This is a genomic window from Streptomonospora mangrovi (assembly GCF_027604915.1).
Classification (GTDB): domain Bacteria; phylum Actinomycetota; class Actinomycetes; order Streptosporangiales; family Streptosporangiaceae; genus Streptomonospora; species Streptomonospora mangrovi.
In genome coordinates this window covers 54,661-72,335 of record NZ_JAJAQC010000040.1, presented here as the reverse complement: position 1 = coordinate 72,335, position 17,675 = coordinate 54,661, and the positions used below count along the sequence as shown (strand labels likewise).

At 75.7% G+C, this 17,675-nt stretch carries 17 protein-coding genes and 1 pseudogene; 8 read left to right on the top strand and 10 right to left on the bottom strand.

Features of this window, described 5'->3' with window-relative positions; translation table 11 throughout:
* Nucleotides 1-549: DUF4352 domain-containing protein (locus tag LG943_RS20690; RefSeq protein WP_270073985.1), on the top strand; the 549-nt coding region annotated here is incomplete at its 5' end.
* 51 nt (nt 550-600) lie between these two features.
* Here the strand turns inward: LG943_RS20690 and LG943_RS20685 are convergent.
* From LG943_RS20685 to LG943_RS20670, 4 genes are all read right to left on the bottom strand, one after another.
* Nucleotides 601-1,470, bottom strand: coding sequence for a (2Fe-2S)-binding protein (locus LG943_RS20685; RefSeq protein ID WP_270073984.1), 870 nt, complete (start codon nt 1,468-1,470; stop codon nt 601-603).
* A 295-nt stretch (nt 1,471-1,765) separates the two neighbouring features.
* A complete protein-coding gene (locus tag LG943_RS20680) occupies nt 1,766-2,548 on the bottom strand; it encodes a DUF2306 domain-containing protein (RefSeq protein ID WP_270073983.1) in 783 nt (260 codons plus the stop codon).
* 52 nt (nt 2,549-2,600) lie between these two features.
* A complete protein-coding gene (locus LG943_RS20675) occupies nt 2,601-3,461 on the bottom strand; it encodes an ABC transporter permease (RefSeq protein ID WP_270073982.1) in 861 nt (286 codons plus the stop codon).
* The gene (locus LG943_RS20670; protein WP_270073981.1) at nt 3,458-4,483 is read right to left on the bottom strand and encodes an ATP-binding cassette domain-containing protein; all 1,026 of its coding nucleotides are present in this window, start codon (nt 4,481-4,483) and stop codon (nt 3,458-3,460) included. The genes LG943_RS20675 and LG943_RS20670 overlap by 4 nt, the downstream gene beginning before the upstream one ends.
* A gap of 99 nt (nt 4,484-4,582) precedes the next feature.
* Between LG943_RS20670 and LG943_RS20665 the strand changes: the two genes are divergently transcribed.
* On the top strand, nt 4,583-5,431 hold the full coding sequence (locus LG943_RS20665; protein WP_270073980.1) for a TetR/AcrR family transcriptional regulator: 849 nt from the start codon (nt 4,583-4,585) through the stop codon (nt 5,429-5,431).
* Nucleotides 5,432-5,483: 52 nt separating this feature from the next.
* Here the strand turns inward: LG943_RS20665 and LG943_RS20660 are convergent, their stop codons facing one another.
* Both LG943_RS20660 and LG943_RS20655 read right to left on the bottom strand, forming a co-directional pair.
* Nucleotides 5,484-6,659 (bottom strand): JmjC domain-containing protein, encoded by a 1,176-nt coding sequence (locus LG943_RS20660; RefSeq protein WP_270073979.1) that lies wholly within the window; start codon nt 6,657-6,659, stop codon nt 5,484-5,486.
* 380 nt (nt 6,660-7,039) lie between these two features.
* Nucleotides 7,040-9,424, bottom strand: a complete 2,385-nt coding sequence (locus LG943_RS20655) for a prolyl oligopeptidase family serine peptidase (RefSeq protein WP_270073978.1) — start codon at nt 9,422-9,424, stop codon at nt 7,040-7,042.
* 347 nt (nt 9,425-9,771) lie between these two features.
* Here LG943_RS20655 and LG943_RS20650 point away from each other — a divergent pair, with 347 nt between their 5' ends.
* The 3 genes and pseudogenes from LG943_RS20650 to LG943_RS20640 all read left to right on the top strand — a co-directional run bounded on the left by LG943_RS20650 (nt 9,772) and on the right by LG943_RS20640 (nt 10,855).
* A complete protein-coding gene (locus tag LG943_RS20650; RefSeq protein WP_270073977.1) occupies nt 9,772-10,203 on the top strand; it encodes an Rrf2 family transcriptional regulator in 432 nt (143 codons plus the stop codon).
* A gap of 93 nt (nt 10,204-10,296) precedes the next feature.
* Nucleotides 10,297-10,413 (top strand): annotated as a pseudogene (locus LG943_RS20645) (SDR family NAD(P)-dependent oxidoreductase); the annotation flags it as partial.
* Between the two features lie 25 nt (nt 10,414-10,438).
* Entirely contained in the window at nt 10,439-10,855 is a 417-nt protein-coding gene (locus LG943_RS20640) for a nuclear transport factor 2 family protein (protein ID WP_270073976.1), read from the top strand.
* Between the two features lie 232 nt (nt 10,856-11,087).
* Here LG943_RS20640 and LG943_RS20635 read toward each other — a convergent pair whose 3' ends face one another.
* Together LG943_RS20635 and LG943_RS20630 are read right to left on the bottom strand one after the other, a co-directional pair.
* A complete protein-coding gene (locus tag LG943_RS20635; protein ID WP_270073975.1) occupies nt 11,088-11,990 on the bottom strand; it encodes a 4'-phosphopantetheinyl transferase family protein in 903 nt (300 codons plus the stop codon).
* 146 nt (nt 11,991-12,136) lie between these two features.
* Entirely contained in the window at nt 12,137-12,889 is a 753-nt protein-coding gene (locus tag LG943_RS20630; RefSeq protein ID WP_270073974.1) for a 4'-phosphopantetheinyl transferase family protein, read from the bottom strand.
* Between the two features lie 274 nt (nt 12,890-13,163).
* Between LG943_RS20630 and LG943_RS20625 the strand changes: the two genes are divergently transcribed.
* From LG943_RS20625 to LG943_RS20615, 3 genes are all read left to right on the top strand, one after another.
* Nucleotides 13,164-13,334, top strand: coding sequence for a hypothetical protein (locus tag LG943_RS20625; protein ID WP_270073973.1), 171 nt, complete (start codon nt 13,164-13,166; stop codon nt 13,332-13,334).
* Between the two features lie 67 nt (nt 13,335-13,401).
* Nucleotides 13,402-14,208 (top strand): DeoR/GlpR family DNA-binding transcription regulator, encoded by an 807-nt coding sequence (locus LG943_RS20620; RefSeq protein WP_270073972.1) that lies wholly within the window; start codon nt 13,402-13,404, stop codon nt 14,206-14,208.
* 100 nt (nt 14,209-14,308) lie between these two features.
* Nucleotides 14,309-15,097, top strand: coding sequence for a polyprenol monophosphomannose synthase (locus LG943_RS20615; RefSeq protein WP_270073971.1), 789 nt, complete (start codon nt 14,309-14,311; stop codon nt 15,095-15,097).
* Between the two features lie 118 nt (nt 15,098-15,215).
* Here LG943_RS20615 and LG943_RS20610 read toward each other — a convergent pair whose 3' ends face one another.
* Nucleotides 15,216-15,956 carry an FAD/NAD(P)-binding protein gene (locus LG943_RS20610; protein WP_270073970.1) on the bottom strand — a complete coding sequence of 247 codons (741 nt, stop codon included), beginning with the start codon at nt 15,954-15,956 and terminating at the stop codon, nt 15,216-15,218.
* 20 nt (nt 15,957-15,976) lie between these two features.
* Complete coding sequence (locus tag LG943_RS20605) at nt 15,977-17,551, bottom strand: MFS transporter (RefSeq protein ID WP_270073969.1); 1,575 nt, start codon at nt 17,549-17,551, stop codon at nt 15,977-15,979.
* Nucleotides 17,552-17,675: the final 124 nt, after the last annotated feature.

Genomic DNA, 17,675 nt, shown 5'->3' with positions numbered 1-17,675 from the left:
CGCCCGGTCGCCGTCGCCGCGCTCGCCCTGGTCCTTGCCGCCGGCGCCGCGGCGGTGGCGCTGGTGGCCGCCCACCCCGGGGCGGCCGGCGGGCCGGCCGGGCGCCCGGCGGCCACTGAGCCGGCGCGGGCGGGCGCCGACGGCGGGCGCACCGGGGGCGTGGGCGACCGAGTGGCCTCGGGCGGGCTGGAGTTCCACGTCACCCGCGTCCACACCGGAGTGCGCCGCGTGGGCGGCGAGGTCACCGGGGAGCGGGCCGAGGGCCGGTTCGTCATCGCCCGCCTCCGGGTGCGCAACACCGGCGAGGAGGCCGCCACCTTCACCGACGCCGACCAGCGGCTGGTGGACTCCCACGGCCGCGCGCACGCCCCCGACACCTCCGCGGGGCTGCGGGTGGGCGGCTCGGGCCGGCTGTTCGGGCGGTTGGGGCCGGGGGAGGAGGGGCGCGGCGGCCTGGTGTTCGACATCCCGGCCGGCGCCGATCCGGTGGAACTGCGCCTCAGCGACTTCCGGGCCGAAAAGCCCGCCGTGGTGCGGCTGGACCCGTGATGCGGGCGCGCGCGGGGCGCGGCCGCCGGGGCCGGGCGGGGAGCATGGGGGTCAGGGCGCCAGCGCCGGGTTGCGGATCCACTCGCGCAGCTCCTCGCGGCGGTCGGAGTCGCACTTGAGCGGGCAGGTGGTGCAGTACCCGTGCTCGGGGTCGCCCTTGTAGTCGAAGCAGCAGGTGCCCCGGACCGCCCAGGTGCCGCGCGGGTGGTTGTCGTAGAACGGGAACAGCCGGGGGCGGGCCCGGGTGACCGCGCCGGCCTCGATCAGCGCGGCGCCCAGCCGGCCGGCGCGCTCCCAGGCGGCCTCGGCGTCGCGGCCCAGGAACCGCGCCGGGTTGAGCATGTAGAAGTGCAGGGTGTCCAGCACCCAGCCCCACAGGGTGCGCAGCCCCACCCGGGTGTGGGCGTGCAGCGCGTCGATGATCGGGGAGAACGCCCGCACCATGTGCCGGGCGGCCAGCGCGTCCAGCGCGGATTCGTCGGGCACCACCACGGAGTCGGGGTGGCCGGCGGCGGGGTCGCCGGGCAGCACCGCCACGCGCGAGCTGGTGATGGCGGGGGTGCCGAAGGCGGCGGTGGACAGCCACGGGAACCACAGGTGGCGCTCGTCCAGCAGCGGCGCCCGCCCGGTGAGGTAGACGCCCGCCGAGACCAGGAAGATCGGCTCGCGCAGCAGCGCGCGCAGGAAGTGGGTGGCGGCCGGCAGCTTGTGCCCGGGGCCGTGGTGGGTGGTGACCTGGGTGAACAGGGGGCCGACCGCGCCCTCGGCGACCATGAGGTCGGTGCGGTACCAGTGCTCGGTGCCCACGTGTTCGCGGGTGTGCTGCACGGTGGCGGTGCGGATCTCGGGAAGCGGGGCGAACTTCAGGACGGCGCAGGAGTCGAGGAGCGCTTGCAGCGGGGCCTGCTGCTCTCCGCCCATGCGGGGTCCGCCTTCCTGGAATCGGCCGTGACGGTGGGGCGCGGGCGCGCTTGAGCGCGCGCCGTCGCCGCCGGACACCGGCGAAGATGATCACCGTTCTTTAGTTGAGGCTACCCTAATTCCCGGCGGCCAAGCAATGACCGCCAAGATCCTTTACCCCGCCCGAACCACCGTGAAAACGGGTATTTCGGTGCGTTTCGCGGGTGCGGGGAGGCGCCCGTGCGCCCCCTCACCAGGGGTGGGGGGCCGCCGCCGCGCGGCGGCCCCCCAGCGGCGGATGCCGGTGCCGACCCGGTCACACCCGGACGGTGCGGCGCGGCCGGGCGGGGCGCGCGCGGCGGCGCAGCCACCACTCGGCGATGAACAGGTTCACCAGCCAGCTCAGCCACACCGAGGCGCCGGCGACGGACTGGACCATCACCGCCTCGCTGCCGCCGTAGACGGTGTCCAGTTGCGGCAGCGCCAGCAGGGTGCAGATGACGATCCAGGGCCGGTTGGCCACGATCGAGAACGTCAGGGCGAAGCCGCGCACCATCCACTCGCGGTGGGCGGCGAAGTCGCGGCGGCGCGCGGCCCGCCAGCCCGCGACCGCGAAGGCGAACCACAGCAGGCTCAGCACGGAGTTGCCGACCTGCTGGCTCAGGCCCTGCTGGCCCAGGATGGAGGAGGCCAGGGCCAGCGGCGCGCCGGGCAGCACGCCGGCGAACACGTAAAGCCGGCCGCTCCAGCGGTGCACCGCCGGGTGGCGCCGCCGCAGCCACGGCCACACCTGGAGGCAGCAGGTCACCAGGGCCACGGTGCCGAACAGGATGTGGCCGATGAGCAGCGGGTAGTGCAGGGGGTTGCCCTCGTGCAGCGGCACCCGCGAGGCGGCGGGGTCCAGGGTGAGGTAGGGCGGCAGGGACAGCACCAGGAAGGCGGCGGTCACCAGGGCCAGGGGCCCGATCCAGGGGCGGCGCCACCACGGCGCGGGGGCGCGCCGCGGCCTGGGCGGGCGGGGCGCGGCCGGCGCGGTGGCGCCGGCGGACGCGCCCGGGTCGGCCGACGGGGGTCCGGGCGGGGCGGGGGTTGCGGTCATGTCGCGTCTTTCGTTTCGGGCGCGGGGCGCACCGGTGCGCCCCGCGCGGACGTCAGCGGCTCAGCCGCCGGAAGCGGCGCACGGCCAGGGGGGCGCAGAGCAGGATGATCGCCCCCGACCAGGCGAGGGCCATGGGCAGCGGGTGGTCGGCCACCCAGGAGTCGCCGACGATGCGGGGGTTGCCGAACAGCACCCGCGCGGCGTCGATCACCGCCGAGATCGGGTTCCACTCGGCGATGCGCCCCAGCACCTCGGGCATCAGCGCGGGCGGGGTGAACATGGTCGAGAGCACGCCCAGGGGGAAGGCGAGCGGGTAGACGATCAGCCCCACCACGTTGGGGTTGGGCGCCAGCACCCCCAGCAGGATCCCCACCCAGGTCATGGCGAAGCGGAAGAGCAGCAGCAGGCCGACGGCGGCCAGCGCCCGGTCCCACCCCTCGGTCCACTCCCAGCCGATGAGCAGGCCGCAGGCGATCAGCACCGCGATCTCGGGCAGGGCGCGCACCAGGTCGGCGGCGGAGCGGGCGGCCAGCAGCGCCGAGGGCGCCATGGGCATGGAGCGGAACCGGCCCATCACGGCCTTGTCGACGTCCAGCGCCACGCCGCCGGCCGTGGCGGCGACCGAGTACAGCATCGCCATCACGAACATGCCGGGCATCAGGTACTCGCGGAACTGCTCGGGGGTGCCGCCGGTGCCCTCGGCGGCCATCACGTTGCCGAAGACGAAGCCGAACAGCAGCACCATCATCAGCGGCACCAGCAGGGCCAGCAGCGGCTCGGCGGGCGAGCGCACGGCGTGCGTCAGGTTGCGGCGGGTCAGCACGGCGGTGTCGGACCAGAACCGGGCGAACCGGCCGCCCGAGCGCGGCGCGGGCGCGGTGGCGGCGGGGCGGGCGGCGGTGGAGGCGGTCATGCCGCGGCCCCCTGCCCGGCCGGCGCCGGCGCGGGGGCGGCCGGTCGCGCGGCGCCCTCCCGGTCGGCGCCCGTGCGCCCGGTCAGGCCCAGGAAGACGTCGTCCAGGGTGGGCCGGCGCACGCCGATGTCGGTGGCCCGCAGGCCGGCGGCGTCGAGCCCGCGCACCACGCCGGTCAGCGCGGCGATGCGGTCGGCGGCCGCCACGGGGGCGCTGACGCGCCGCTCCTCGGGGTCGGTGCGCGGCGCGGTGCCGCAGACCCGGGCGAGCACGGCCGCCGCCGGTTCGAGGTCGGCGGCCTCCTCCACCACGACGTCGACGCGGTCGCCGCCCACGGTGGACTTCAACTGCTCGGCGGTGCCCTCGGCGATCACCCGGCCGGAGTCGATGACCGCCATGCGGTCGGCGAGCCGGTCGGCCTCCTCCAGGTACTGGGTGGTCAGCAGCACGGTGGTGCCCGCGCCGACGAGGTCGCGCACGGCCCGCCACACGCCGTTGCGGCTGCGCGGGTCCAGGCCGGTGGTGGGCTCGTCCAGGAACAGCACGGCGGGGTCGAGCGTCAGACTGGCCGCGAGGTCCAGGCGGCGGCGCATGCCGCCGGAGTAGCGGCCGGCGGGCCGCCCGGCCGCCGCGGTGAGGTCGAAGCGCTCCAGCAGGTCGTCGGCGCGGCGGCGCGCCGTGGCGGCGCCCAGGCCGCTGAGCCGGGCGAACATCACCAGGTTCTCCCGCCCGGTGAGGATCTCGTCGACGGCGGCGTACTGGCCGGTCAGGCCGATGCGCTCGCGCACCCGCTCGGGTTCGCGGGCGGCGTCGTGCCCGGCGACCACGGCGCGGCCGGCGTCGGCGCGGCGCAGCGTGGCCAGGATCTCCACGGCGGTGGTCTTGCCGGCGCCGTTGGGGCCGAGCAGGCCCATCACCGTGCCCGCCGGCACGGCCAGGTCCAGGTGGTCGAGCGCGCGGGTGGCGCCGTAGCTCTTGACCAGCCCTTCGGCGCTGACCGCGAGGTCGGGGGTGGTGCCCATGCCGCACCTCCCTTCTGTGTATGTCGCACACTAATTGGTTTAAGTCATACACAGATCTAGGATGGAGTCAAGCCGACAACAGTGACGGGGGGTGCGCTCGTGGCGTCAGCGGGCGAGCGGCAGGCGGCCGACGTGGACAAGGACCTGGCGCTGCTGTGGGGTGTCCAGGAGCGGCCGAACCGCGGACCCAAGCCCAAGCTCAGCCTGGACAAGATCGTGTCGGCGGCCGTGGCGGTGGCCGACGCCGAGGGGCTGGAGGCGGTCTCGATGCAGCGCGTCGCCGCCGACCTGGGCTACACCACCATGTCGCTCTACCGCTACGTGCAGAGCAAGGAGCAGTTGGTGGTGCTGATGGCCGACGCCGCGCTGGGACGCGCGCCCGAGCCCGCCGCCGGGGCCGACTGGCGGCAGCGGATGGAGGAGCTGGTCGGCGCGGTCATGGCGGTCTACCGGCGGCGGCCCTGGCTGCTGCGCATCGACATCTCCGGCCCCCCGATGGCGCCCATGCAGCTCACCTGGTTCGACGCCTACCTGGGCGCGCTGGCCGGCACCCGCCTCTCGGTCGGCGAGCGGATCTCCACGGTGACGTTCATCGACGGCGCATCGCGCGAGCTGGCCCGCATCGCCGTCCAGACCGAGACCGCGCGGCGGCGCAACGGGGTGAGCGAGGCCGCGGCCCTGGACGCCTACGGCCAGACGCTGCGGCGCTTCGCCGACCCCGAGCGCTACCCCCACGTCGCCGCCGCCGTCGCCGAAGGCGCGTTCGACCCCCCGCCGCCCCCGCCCGCCTCCGGGGTCGAGGAGGTCGTCGGCGACGTCGAGATCGACGCGTCCTTCGGCCTGCACCGCCTGCTGGACGGCGTGGAGTCCTACGTCCGCGCGCGAGAGGGCGCGCAGGCCCGGGTCGGCCAGGACCCGGCGGACGCCGGGGGCGCCGAGGGAGCCTGAGCCGGCGGCGCCCCGCGCGGGGCGCCGCCCGGCTTCGGAAGACTCAGCAGACTCAGGAGAGCAGCACCAGGTGGTGGCGCACCAGGGCGCGGACCACCCCGACCACCGCCTCCACCGGGGTGCCGGAGCGCTCGGCCAGCTCGCCTACGGTCAGCGCCCGCTCGCGCGCCAGCGCCGCCAGCACCGGCTCGGCCAGGGCCGGGAACCGGTAGCGGCGGCCCGAGACCGCCACCGCCACCTGGTCGCCCTCGCGCTCCAGTTCCGGTGCGAGGATCGGCACGAACTCCACGCGGGCGGACTCCGCGGGCGCGGCGCCGTCCACCGCCCAGGGCAGGGCGAAGGACTGCCGCCGGGGGAACCGGGCGTCGCGCTCGGCCAGGAAGGCGTCCAGGCCGTGCTGCTCGGCGGCGTCGGCCAGCCGCCGCAGCAGCTCGCTCTCGTGCTTGCGCCGCTCCTCCTCCCCGGCGAAGCGCGGCAGGTCCTGGCGGAACACCTCCACGTAGAGCCGCTCCAGCAGCGAGCGCGCCCAGTCCACCCCGGTGGCGCGGGTGAACCCGAAGGTCAGGTGCATGCTGACGTCGCCGGTGCCGGTGACCGTGTGCCACCAGCCGCGCGGCACGTGCAGCACCTGGCCGGGGCGCAGCACGCCCTCCCACACCGTGCCCTCGGGCGGGGTGTGGGCGTGGTCGGAGTCGACCTTCATGGGGTGGGGGCGGCTGCCGGGGCCGTGCACCTTCCAGTGCTTGGTGCCCGCCAACTGGACGATGAAGGTGTCGTGGTCGTCCCAGTGGGTGTCGAACCCGTGGGAGGACCCCCAGATGAGGTACAGGTTCACCTGCGCGCGCTCGCGAACCAGCCGCATGAGGTCGTCGGTGGCCGCGCGGACGGGCGGGTGCAGCCGGTCGACGCCGTCCAGCACCAGGCTGGCGCCCTCGCGCAGCTCCCGGTAGAGGCCCTCGGGGCGCACCACCGTGCGCGCGCCGGTGGAGGCGCCGGCGGTGTCGGTGTAGCGGGCCGCCGGGACCGGGGCGCCCTGCCGGTGCAGGCGCAACTGCGGCGGGGCCAGGCCCCGGGTGCTCAGGATCTCGTTGAGGTCGGCGAAGGTGAGCAGGTGCCGCACGGTGTCTTCGCCGACGTCGGCGAAGACGAAGTCCGACGACAGCCGCGTGGAGAGGAAGTCGTCGCCCAGGGCGGCGCGCAGCGTCTCGGTGAACAGGCGGTCGGTCATGGTGGGGGCATCCTCCACTGCGGCGCCGGCCGCGGCGGACCGCCGGGGGCGCGTGCGCCCCCGGCGGCCCCTACGCGACCGTCTGGTGCGGTCTAGATGAAGTCGGAGCTGGAGTCCGTGCCGTCGGTGTCGCCGCCGGCGGTGATGTCCCGCGACGTGACCTCGGCCAGGTCCTCCACCTCGACCTCGATCTCGAAGGGATCCATAAGGGTCTCCTTTCCGTGTTGACGCTCTCGACATCGGCGCGCCGCCCGCGCGGGCCAGGTGGCCTCAACCCGCGGACGGTGCACCGCCAACCCCCTTCCGGGGGGAGGACCGCCGCCCCCGCGCGCACCGGCGCGGGGGGTGGGGCCGCCGGGGCGGCCGCCTGCCTGGGGACGTCACGTCGCCTCCCGCGACCGCGCCGCCGGCACGCCGCCGCGCCCGCCCGCCGGGCCGGCCAGCCCGGTCTGGTCGGCGGCGAAGGCGTGGGCGTCGGCGGCCAGCGCGATGGCGCGGGTGACCGCGCGCGGCCCGTGGCCGACGTCGCGCTCGTAGCGCAGCAGCACCGGGCGGCGCCCGCCCCGCGACTGGAGCGCGGCGCACATCTTGCGCGGGTGGGCGGCGTCGGTGCGGGTGTCGCCGTGGAAGCCGGTGAGCAGCACCGCCGGATGGCGGGCGGTGCCCTCGGCGAGCACCCGGTGGTAGGGGGAGTAGGACATCAGCGCGGCGAAGTCGCCGGGGTCGGCGGCGGTGCCGAACTCGCGGGTCCACATGGAGCCCAGGCCCAGCCGCTCGAAGCGGGCCATGTCGGTCAGCGGCGCCGAGGCGATGACCGCCGAGCACAGGTCGGGCCGCAGCGCGGCGGCGGCCAGCACCAGCAGCCCGCCGGCCGACCCGCCCGACAGGCACAGTTGGTCGCGGGCGCACCACCCGGCGGCCGCGAGTTCGTCGGCGGCGGCGATCAGGTCCTCGACCGCGCGGACCTTGGCGCGGCCCGAACCGCGCAGGTGCCACTCGCGGCCCCGGTCGCCGCCGCCGCGCACGTGGGCGACCGCGTAGCGCCCGCCCGCCAGCAGCCAGGCCAGCACGGTGGCGCTGAACCCGAACTGGCGGGGGCGGCCGAACCCGCCGTAGGCGTGCAGGATGGTGGGGCCGGGGGCGAAGGGCGGGTCGCCGGCGCAGGGGGGAGCGGACGCGGACGCCGGGGTCGGGGCTGAGCCGGAGGCGGCGGGGGCGTGCGAGAAGGCGGCCCCTGAGGGATCGGGGAGGGCGGCCGCGGCCGCCTCGGCGGCGGTGGTGGCGGCAGTGGGAGCACCCGAGGCCGTTGCGGTGTCGGCAGGGGCGGCGGCGGTGGCGGGGTCGGCGACCCCGGCGGCGGCGAAGACGGTGACGGGCACCGGGGTGCCGTCGGCCGAGCGGCACCACGTGGTGCGCCGGCGGATGTCGGCCGGGCGCGCGGGCTCCGCCCCGCGCGGCCAGGGCCGGGGGCGGTCGGCGCCGGGCGCCAGGGTCAGCACGCACTGCTGGGTGGCGACGTCGGCGTAGCACAGGTGGGCGCCGCCGTCGGGCTCGGCCTCCAGCCGGGTGACCATGCCCTCGCCGGGCAGCGGCAGCACGCGCAGCAGGCGGCCGTCGCGCGGGTCGTGCGCGGCGAGTTCGCTGATGCCCAGCCGGGTGCGGGTCACCAGCAGTTCCGGGGCCTCGGGGGTGCCCGCCGCCGCGAAGCCGTCCAGGGTGGCCTCGGGGTCCTCGGGGACGACCTCGCGCCAGTGGTCGGTGCCGGGGTCGGCCGGGTCCACGGCGCAGACGCGGCGCCGCGAGGCGCCCAGGGTGGTGCGCAGGTACAGCACGCCGTCGGGGCCGAGGTCGGGGTGGGACTCCGCGTCCACGCCGACGTGCACGGGCCGCCAGCGGGGGCGGGCCGGTCCGCCGTCGCGGTCTACGCCGGCGGGGGCGCGGTCGGCGCCCCGCGCGGCGGCCTCGCCCAGGTCGGCGATCCACAGGTCGGTGCGGTGGCCGGTGCCGTGGCTCTCCGAGACCACGAGCCAGCGCCCGCCCAGCAGCCGCACGCCCGGGACGGTGCGCGGCCCCGAGCAGGGCCGGACCAGCACGTCGGGCTCCGCCCGGCCGGTGGAGACGCGGTGCAGCCACACGCCGCGCCGGCCGTCGGCGCCGTCGCGGCGCACGAAGTAGAACGCCTCGGGGGAGACCCACGCGACGTGGGAGTAGCGCACGCCCTGGATCGCCTCCTCCACCGGCAGGCCGGTGTCGGTGTCGAGCACGCGCAGCACGCCGCGCTCGGTGCCGCCCGAGGAGGTCTGCACGGCGACGCGGCGGCCGTCGGGGGAGGGCTCCCAGGAGTCGAGGGTGGTGCCGCCGCTGGGGTCGAAGGCGTGGGGGTCGAAGACGGTGCGCTCGCGCGGGGGACCGCCCGGGTTGTGGGGGTCGGGGCCGATGGCGACGATCGCCGGGTGGTCGGCCCCGGCCGGGCGCCGGGTGGCGAAGACGAGGCCGCCGCGCCGCACCGGCGGGGTCCACAAATCGGTGGCCACCAGTTCGCGGATGCGCCGGGCCAGCGGGGCGCGCAGCCGCCAGCGGGAAGCGGCGGCGGCGAACTCGCGGTCGCGCTCGGCCAGCCACTGGCGCGTGGCGGGGGAGTCGGGGTCCTCCAGCCAGCGGTAGGGGTCGGCCACCTGAATGCCGTGCACGGTCTCGACAACCGACAGCAGCGCTCCTCGGCCGTCCTCACCGGCGATTCCGTGGCGGGGGGCGGCCTTGCTCACCTGGAACCGGAGGGTCGGGGCCGGACGAGCGGGCGGGCGGTGGGGGCGGAGGGAGCGGCGGGTCCTGCGGGTGCAGCGGGTGCGGGGGCCAGGCCAGAGCGACGGTTGCGCACGAACACATACTTCAAGCGGCGGTTGGCGCCGGTCAAGTGAGTCATGGCTGGCACAAGGTCACGAAAAAATGTCGATAAGGGACGTTTGTGGCTCAAGTGTCCGATTGGGCGGGTGGTGTGGTGAGGGTCGAGGGGGATTGCCACAGGATTCAGCGCCCCGCAGGACTTGCCGCACAGTGTTGTAACAAATATGGTTACGACTAGACCCGGGTGGCGGGAAAGGTGGAGTCCGACGTGAGCGCCAACAGCAGGCTGACCATCGCGGCGCACACCCTGACATGGATCGGGCTGTATCAGCGGCGTGGCCACGAGGTCGCCACCTCCGAGCAGATCGCGACGAGCGTCAACACCAACCCAGTGGTGATCCGCCGCCTGCTGGGCGAACTGCGCAAGGCCGGCCTGGTCGATTCACGGCGGGGCGCGGGGGCGGGCTGGATGCTCTCGCGGGACCTGGCGTCGATCACCCTGCTCGACGTCTACCAGGCGATCGAGTCGGGGCCGGTCTTCGCCCTGCACCGCGCGGCACCGGACCCCGGGTGCGTCGTGGGCCACGGTATCGGGCCGGTGATGACCGCCGTGTACGACGACGTGGAGGCCGCCCTGCGCGGGGAGTTGGCCAAGACCACGCTGGAGGACGTGCTGCGGGACGTCTTGAAAGTCGCCTGACCTCGGATTGTCGACTTCCCCTGATCGAGGGGAGTCGCATTTCGCACCCGGCGATGTAACAAAAATCGTTACACCAAGGAACAGCGGAGTCCCATGGGACGACCGGACGGCAAGACCGCCCTCGTCACCGGCGCATCCAGCGGCATCGGCCTGCCGATCGCCCGCCGTTTCGCCGCCGAGGGCGCCACCGTCCACCTGACCGGGCGCCGCGATGAACAGACAAAGGACAAGGACGATGGCAACAGATGCGCAGACCTCGCGGGCCGTGGCCGAGAAGTTCCTGGAGCGCCTCGGCAGGCAGGATCCCGACGGCATCCAGGAACTGTTCTCCGAGGAGATCGACTGGCACGTCCCCGGCAGTGGCGCACTTCCCTGGACCGGGCGCCGTACCCGCCGGGAGGAGGTCGCGCCGTACTTCACCACCATGTGGCCGCACTTCGCGCACGGCCGGAGCAAGGTCGTGCTGGAGCGCCTCATCGTCGACGGTGGTGACGTGGTGCTGCTGGCGGTCTTCACGCACACCGCCGTGACCAGCGGCAAGGAGTTCACCACACCGGTGGCCATGCATTTGGCGGTCGAGGACGGCCGGATCGTTCGCATGCACCTGTACGAGGACACACTGACCGTCGCCAAGGCGTTCGACGTCGGCTGAGGGCACTCAGGGACCCCGCGGCCCGGGGCGGCCCGGCCGGACAGGTAGGCACAGGGTCAGCCGAGACACGGCCGAAGCGAGACAGAGAGCAGAACTCGCCCCCGGCCAATCGCCGCCGGTCAGCACGTTGGGGCGGTCGGCCTCCGGCGATGACCGCCGATCAGGTCCCCCAGCGATGCCAGGCCATCGGCCGGTGCCGCCCCGAAGTTCCGCCGACTCCCGCACCACCGCGCTAGCGTGCGGCTGACGGCCCCTGGCGATGGCGGGGCGCTGCTGCGGGGCTGGGGCGGCGAGCGGCGGGGGCGGTGCGGGTTTCCGCGCGGCCTTCCGCGCGGCGGGTGCCGGCTCCGCGCCGGTCGGTGCGGGCGGGGGCGTTCGGCAGGTCCCGCAGCAGTTCGGCGGTGTCGCCGACGGCGATCTCCAGGGGCCGGGGGGTGAGCACGGCCACGGCGGCGCGGTAGTCGTCCCCGGCGGGGACGTCGGCCAGTTGGACGTGGCCGGGGGGCGGGGCGTGCGGCGAGTCCCAGGCGTGGACCTCGATCGGCGCGCCCGGGGGCGAGATGGTCACCTCGGTCACCCCCTTTATACCTTCTCGCGTCGCCTTGACCAGGGCCTCCTTGCGCGACCACAAGGTGAAGAAGGCGTCTTGGCGCTGCTCGGGATCGAGTCTGGTGTAGTGGGCCATCTCCGCCTCGTTCAGCAGGTCGTCGGCGAGGGAATCGGGTCCGAGGGCAATCCCGCGCACTTGCTGCACGTCGGCGCCCACCGCCACCCCCCGCGTCATCGCCAGGAGCACGCGGTCGCCGGAGTGGCTGAAGGAGATCTCCACCCCTTCCGCCGGGCCGCTGGGCCGGGGCTTGCCGTGCGGGCCGAGTTTGTGCGCGGGCTCCCCGCGTTCGCAGGCAAAGCAAAGGAGGTCGAAGGCCACCGACTTCGCCGCGATTCCGGCGGCCCGGCCCACCGCCAGGCGCGCGAGCCCGCGCGCCAGCGCGAAGCGGTCCTTGTCGGCTTGCAGGCGGTAGCCGGCGTGCCGCTGCCGCTCCTCGGCGTTGAGCATGCCGTGCAGAGCCCGCATCTGATCGGGGGTGGTGGCGGTGATGTCGCCCCACCACAGGTCACACGTCAGGGGAGTCACGGTCCTATTGTGGCGCGCAAATCCCCCTAATACTCCCAATGCGCCCAATACGCCTAGACCGTCACACTCTGGCGTATTCGGTCCTCGTGCCCGGCTCGCCGCGCCCGGCCAACCACTGCCCGGCCACCCCGCACCGGCGTGGGCGGTTACCGCAGCAGGTCGTCGGTGTCGCGGAACACGACTTCCAGGGGCCGGGGGGTCAGCGCGGCGACGGCGGCGCGGTAGTCCTCCCCGGCGGGGACGTCGCGCAGTTGGACGTGGCCGGGGGGCGGGGCGTCGGGGGAGTCCCAGGAGCGGACCTCGATCGGGGCGCCGGGGACGGAGAGGGCGACGGCGGTCAGGTTGCCGACCCCTTCGCCCGTGGCCTTCAGCAGCGCCTCCTTGCGCGACCAGTAGGTGAAGAAGGCCGCCTCCCGATCGCGGGGGCCGAGCGCCGCGAGGTCGGCGCGCTCGCCCTCGGTCAGCGCGTGGTCGAGGAGGCCGTCGAGGCCGGTGTGCAACTGCCGCACGCGCTCCACGTCGGCGCCCACCGCCACCCCCCGCGCCATCGCCAGCAGCACGCGGTCGCCGGAGTGGCTGAAGGAGATCTCCAGCCCCTCGGCCGGGCCGCTGGGGCGGGGCTTGCCGTGCGGGCCCCGGTCGGGCGGGTCCGCCTTGCGCTCGCAGGGGATGCAGCGGAGGTCGAAGGCCACCGACTCCGGGGCGATCCCGGCGGCCCGCCCCACCGCCAGGCGCGCGAGCCCGTGGGCGAGCGCGTAGCGGTCCTTGTCGGCTTGCATGCGGAAGCGGGCGTGGCGCCGCCGCTCGTCGGCGTCGAGCAGGCCGTACAGGTCGCGCAGTCGGTCGGGGGTGATGGCGGTGATGTCGCCCCACCACAGGTCGCACGTCAGGGGAGTCACCGCCCCATTGTGGCCCGGCCCCCACCGGCCCGCCAGGTCGGCACCGGCACGGGCGGCGGCGCCCGCCCGACCGTCCTTCCGAGGTGCCCTATCCGGCGGGACCCGCACCCCCACCCCACCCCCCGGCCGGTACCGGCCGGACCGCCCGCAAACCGCTCGCCCGTCCGGGGCATGAAACCCCTCGCCACCGGGCATCGACTCCTATGACCCCTCCGGTGTGAGGCCGCCTTTCACCGCGACGTCGCCGGTCAGCCCGCTCGCCAGGGAGGCCCTCGTGTCCATCATGGTGCTGTTCGGTATTGCGACCCTCGTCATACTCGGCGTGCTCATCACCCTGTTCGTGCTCGCCTTCGTCGTCCGCGGCCCCGCCCTTGAGGACGACTCCACCGCCGACGACGACACCATCGACCGGTCGTTCCACGCCCACGGAGTGCATTTCGGCTGAGAACGGCGGCTCTATCATCGGATCGCACAGGGCCGCCCACCCGGCCCCGCACCGAGATGGAGTTGGCATGGCAGACGAGACCCGCCCCGCGTTCGCGGCCGAGCGCCGCGAGCGCATCCTGGAACTCGTGCGGGCCAACGGCGCCATGGCCCTGCGCGAGATCGCCTCGCGGGTGCGCGCCTCGGAGGTCACGGTGCGCCGCGACGTCCGCGCGCTGGAGGCCGAAGGGCTGATCGACCGCCGCCGGGGCGGCGCCGCGCTGCCCGGCCGCCTGGGCTACGAGCAGAGCTACGCCCAGAAGTCCGGCCAGGCCGCGCCCGAGAAGCTGGCCATCGCCGCCGCGGCGGCCCGCCTGGTCGAGGACGACGACGCCATCGTGCTCGGCCCCGGCACCACCACCGAGGCCCTGGCCCGCGAACTCGTGGGCCGGCAGAACCTCACCGTGGTCACCAACTCCCTCCTGGTCGCCGAGGTGCTGGCCGCCGCCCCCGGCGTCGAGGTCGTGATGACCGGCGGCACCCTGCGCGGCTCCATCCGCGCGCTGGTGGGCACCGCCGCCGAGCAGGCGCTGGCGGGGCTGCGGGTGCGCCTGGCGTTCGTCTCGGGCAACGGCATCACCGCCGACCGCGGCCTGAGCACGCCCAACCCGGCGGTCGCCAGCGTCGACCGCGCCCTGGTGGCCTGCGCCCAGGAGGTCGTGGTGCTGGCCGACCACACCAAGGTCGGCGCCGACACCATGGTGCAGACCGTGCCGCCCGAGCACATCGCCCACCTCATCACCGACAACCACGCCGACCCCGAGGTGCTGATGACCCTGGAGGACATGGGCACGCTCGTGCACGTCGCGGTGCTGGAGGTCGACCGGGGCGAGTGACGGACCGGGCCGCGCCTACGGGCAAAGGTGGGCAAACCCCTGCGAACCCCCCTACGCTACGTGTCATTCGCCCAAGCCCGCGAGCCCCAGAGGAGCGCCTATGCCGACCCCGGTGACACTGCCCGACCCGTGGGCGCGCTCCGCGGTAAGCGTCGTCGTGCCCACCTACAACGAGGCCGAGAACCTCCCCGTGCTGGTCGAGCGGCTGTTCTCGCTGGGGCTCCCCGCGCTGCGGCTGGTGGTGGTCGACGACAACTCCCCCGACGGCACCGGCCGCGTCGCCGACAAGCTCGCCGCCGAGTACAACACCCCCGGCACCGAGCGGGTCGCCGTGCTGCACCGCGAGGCAAAGGACGGCCTGGGCCGCGCCTACGTCGCCGGCATGACCCGCGCCCTGGCCGACGGGGCCGACTTCGTCGTGCAGATGGACGCCGACCTCAGCCACTCGCCCGGCTACGTGCCCCAGCTCCTGGGGACCATGCTCTCCACCGGCGCCGGCGTGGTGATCGGCAGCCGCTACGTGCCCGGTGGCAGCCTCTCCGACCAGTGGCGCGCCCACCGGCGGCTGCTCAGCGGCTGGGCCAACGCCTACGTCAAGGCGATCCTGGCGCTGCCCATCCGCGACGTCACCGCCGGGTTCAAGATCTGGCGGCGCGAGGCCCTGGAGGTGCTGGACCTGCCGGGCATCCAGAGCAGCGGCTACAGCTTCCAGGTCGAGATGCACTACCGGGCGTTCGCGCGCGGGCAGAAGATCGTGGAGATCCCCATCCACTTCGAGGACCGCCGCGAGGGCTCCAGCAAGATGGACCTGGCCGTGCAGATGGAGTCGGCGCTGCGGCCCTTCCGGCTGCGCGCCGGCGAGCGGCGGGCCCGGCGCGGCCCGCACTGACCCCGGCCCCGCTGCCGGCACCTCCGGACACCACCGCCCCGGCCCTATCCCCGCCGGCCGGCCGCCTCCGCCCCGAACGACGCCGCCCGCCTCGCCGCCGCGCGGACCGCCGAGGGCGTCAGCGCGCGCGGCCCGGCGGGGTGCGCAGCACGGTGTCGGCGATGCGCTGGGCCAGCGCCTCGGCCTGTTCGCGCATGCGCGGCACCGTGGCCGGACCGCCGTCGCCGCGCACCGCGCCCACCGCGAACACCCGCCGCGCCGGCTCGCCCGCCCCGGTGAGCACCGCGCCGCACCGGCACGCGGCCAGCCCCGCGCCCGCCTCGCCCCGCACCGCTCCGGCCACGGGCGGCGGCGCCGCCTCGGCCGGGTCGCCGGTGGCCACCACGACCGCCGCCGCCTCCACCCGCTCACCGCCGGCCAGCAGCACGCGCGCGGCCGCGTCGTCGGCCGCCACCGCCGCCACCCGCGCCGCGCGGGTGTCCAGGGCCGCATAGGGCGCCGCCCACGCCGCCGTGGCCGCCAGGGTGTCGGCGAGGTAGTCGCCGTAGACGCGGCGGGCCAGCACCGTGCCCGGCCCGCACGCCGCGCCCGTGGCGCGCCGCCACTCCAGCAGGTGGCAGGGGCGGTCCGGCAGCGCCGACATGTCCTTGACGGGGGCCTCCAGCGGGCAGTCGCCGCCGGCGGCGCCGTACACCCGCCCGCGCGCGAAGCGGCCGTGCTCGTCCAGCAGCACGATCCGGTAGGACAGCCGCAGCCAGGTGGTGGCGCGCAGCAGCGCTATCGCGGTCAGCGCGGCGCCGGTTCCGCCGCCCGCGAACACGACGGCCGGCGCTGCGCCATCGGAGGCCGGATGTCCCATGCCACCGACTCTAGGACCTCTCAGGCGTCGGGCGAAGCGGGCCGCCCGGCCGAGGAGTGCGGGCAGGCGCTCAGCGGGGGCCCGCACACCCCGCAGAACATCCGGTCGGCGGCCGCCTCCGGCGCGGGCCCGGGCGCGACCGGGCGCTCGGGCGCGGGCGCCGCCTCGGGTTCGGTGGGTGCCGCCGGGCCGCTGGGCCTGGGCACCCGGCGCAGCAGGACCAGGGCGAGCAGCCCCGCCGCCGCGGCCAGCCCCGCGATCATCAGCATCGCGGGGGCGAACCCGCCGGCCACCCCGGCGCCGCCGGTGATCCCGGCCAGCACCGGCACCGCCGCCACGCCCACCAGTTGCGCGGTGCGCGCCAGCGTGTTGTTGACCCCGGAGGCCACCCCGGCGTGCCGCTCGGCGGCCGAGGCCAGGACGGTGGCGGTCAGCGGCGCCACGGCCGTGGACAGCCCCAGCCCCACCAGCAGCACGCCCGGCAGCACGGCGGTGAGGTAGGTGTCGCCCGGCCCGATCCGCGCCAGCACCACCAGCCCGGCGGCCACCAGCAGCGGCCCGGCGGCCAACTGCCAGCGCGGCCCGATCCGCTCGGCCAGGCGCCCCGACTGCCCCGACAGCGCCAGCATCAGCAGCGTGATCGGCAGCGAGGCCGCGCCCGCCGCCACCGCCGAGTAGCCCAGCACCTCCTGCAAGTAGATGACCAGCAGGAACAGCAGCGGGCCCAGCGCGCCGTACATCAGCACCGTCACCACGTTGGTCACGGTGAAGGGGGTGGAGGCGAAGATGTCCAGCGGCAGCATGGGGTGCGGCCCGCGCCGCTCCACCCACACGAACGCCGCCAGCGCCGCCAGCGCCAGCACGGCCGCCGCGGCGGTGCCCGCCGTCGGCGCGCCCTCCTCGCCCGAGGCGATCATCGCGTAGGTCAGCGCGGCCAGGCCGACCATGCCCAGCAGCGCGCCTGTGTAGTCCAGGTGCGCGGGCGCCTGGTCGTCCACCGACTCCGGCAGGTGCCGCCGGGCGATCCACAGCACCGCCGCCGCCAGCGGCAGGTTGATCAGGAAGATGAGCCGCCAGGACCCGATGTCGACCAGCCACCCGCCCACGAACGGCCCGATCGCCGAGGCCACCCCGGTGAGCCCCGACCACGCGCCGATGGCCCGCGCCCGGTCGCCCCTGCGGAAGCTCGCCTGCAAGATGGCCAGGCTGCCCGGGGTCAGCAGCGCGCCGCCCACCCCTTGCAACACCCGCCCGGCGATCAGCCAGCCCAGGGTGGGCGCGGCCGTGCACAGCGCCGAGGCCACCGCGAACCACGCCACGCCCAGGGTGAACAGCCGCACCCGGCCGAACCGGTCGCTCAGCGAGCCGCTGAGCAGGATCAGCGCCGAGAGCGTGACCATGTAGCCGTTGGCGATCCACTGGAGCCCGGCCACCCCGGTGCGCAGGTCGCCGCCGATCGCCGGCAGCGCCACGTTGACCACGGTGGAGTCCAGGAACGCCATGCCCGACCCCAGTACCGTGGCCGTCAGGATCCAGCGGGCAGCCGGGGTCCCCCACGCCACCTCGCCGCCGCCCGGTCCCCCTCCGGCCGCCACACGCCACCCCCGCTCCGTCGCCGCCGCCGCACACCGCCCCTCGGGCGGGTCGCGTCGGCGCCAGGGACACCCTACGGCGCGGGCCGCCCGCCGGGGCGGCCCGCGCCGCGTGTGTCGCACCGGG

What these genes read in the sequence shown, in the direction of transcription:
- LG943_RS20610 (WP_270073970.1), bottom strand. Translation starts at nt 15,956, where the DNA reads ATGGGACATCCGGCCTCCGATGGCGCAGCGCCGGCCGTCGTGTTCGCG.
- LG943_RS20615 (WP_270073971.1), top strand. Translation starts at nt 14,309, where the DNA reads ATGCCGACCCCGGTGACACTGCCCGACCCGTGGGCGCGCTCCGCGGTA.
- LG943_RS20660 (WP_270073979.1), bottom strand. Translation starts at nt 6,659, where the DNA reads ATGACCGACCGCCTGTTCACCGAGACGCTGCGCGCCGCCCTGGGCGAC.
- LG943_RS20685 (WP_270073984.1), bottom strand. Translation starts at nt 1,470, where the DNA reads ATGGGCGGAGAGCAGCAGGCCCCGCTGCAAGCGCTCCTCGACTCCTGC.
- LG943_RS20640 (WP_270073976.1), top strand. Translation starts at nt 10,439, where the DNA reads ATGGCAACAGATGCGCAGACCTCGCGGGCCGTGGCCGAGAAGTTCCTG.
- LG943_RS20670 (WP_270073981.1), bottom strand. Translation starts at nt 4,483, where the DNA reads ATGGGCACCACCCCCGACCTCGCGGTCAGCGCCGAAGGGCTGGTCAAG.
- LG943_RS20680 (WP_270073983.1), bottom strand. Translation starts at nt 2,548, where the DNA reads ATGACCGCAACCCCCGCCCCGCCCGGACCCCCGTCGGCCGACCCGGGC.
- LG943_RS20675 (WP_270073982.1), bottom strand. Translation starts at nt 3,461, where the DNA reads ATGACCGCCTCCACCGCCGCCCGCCCCGCCGCCACCGCGCCCGCGCCG.
- LG943_RS20620 (WP_270073972.1), top strand. Translation starts at nt 13,402, where the DNA reads ATGGCAGACGAGACCCGCCCCGCGTTCGCGGCCGAGCGCCGCGAGCGC.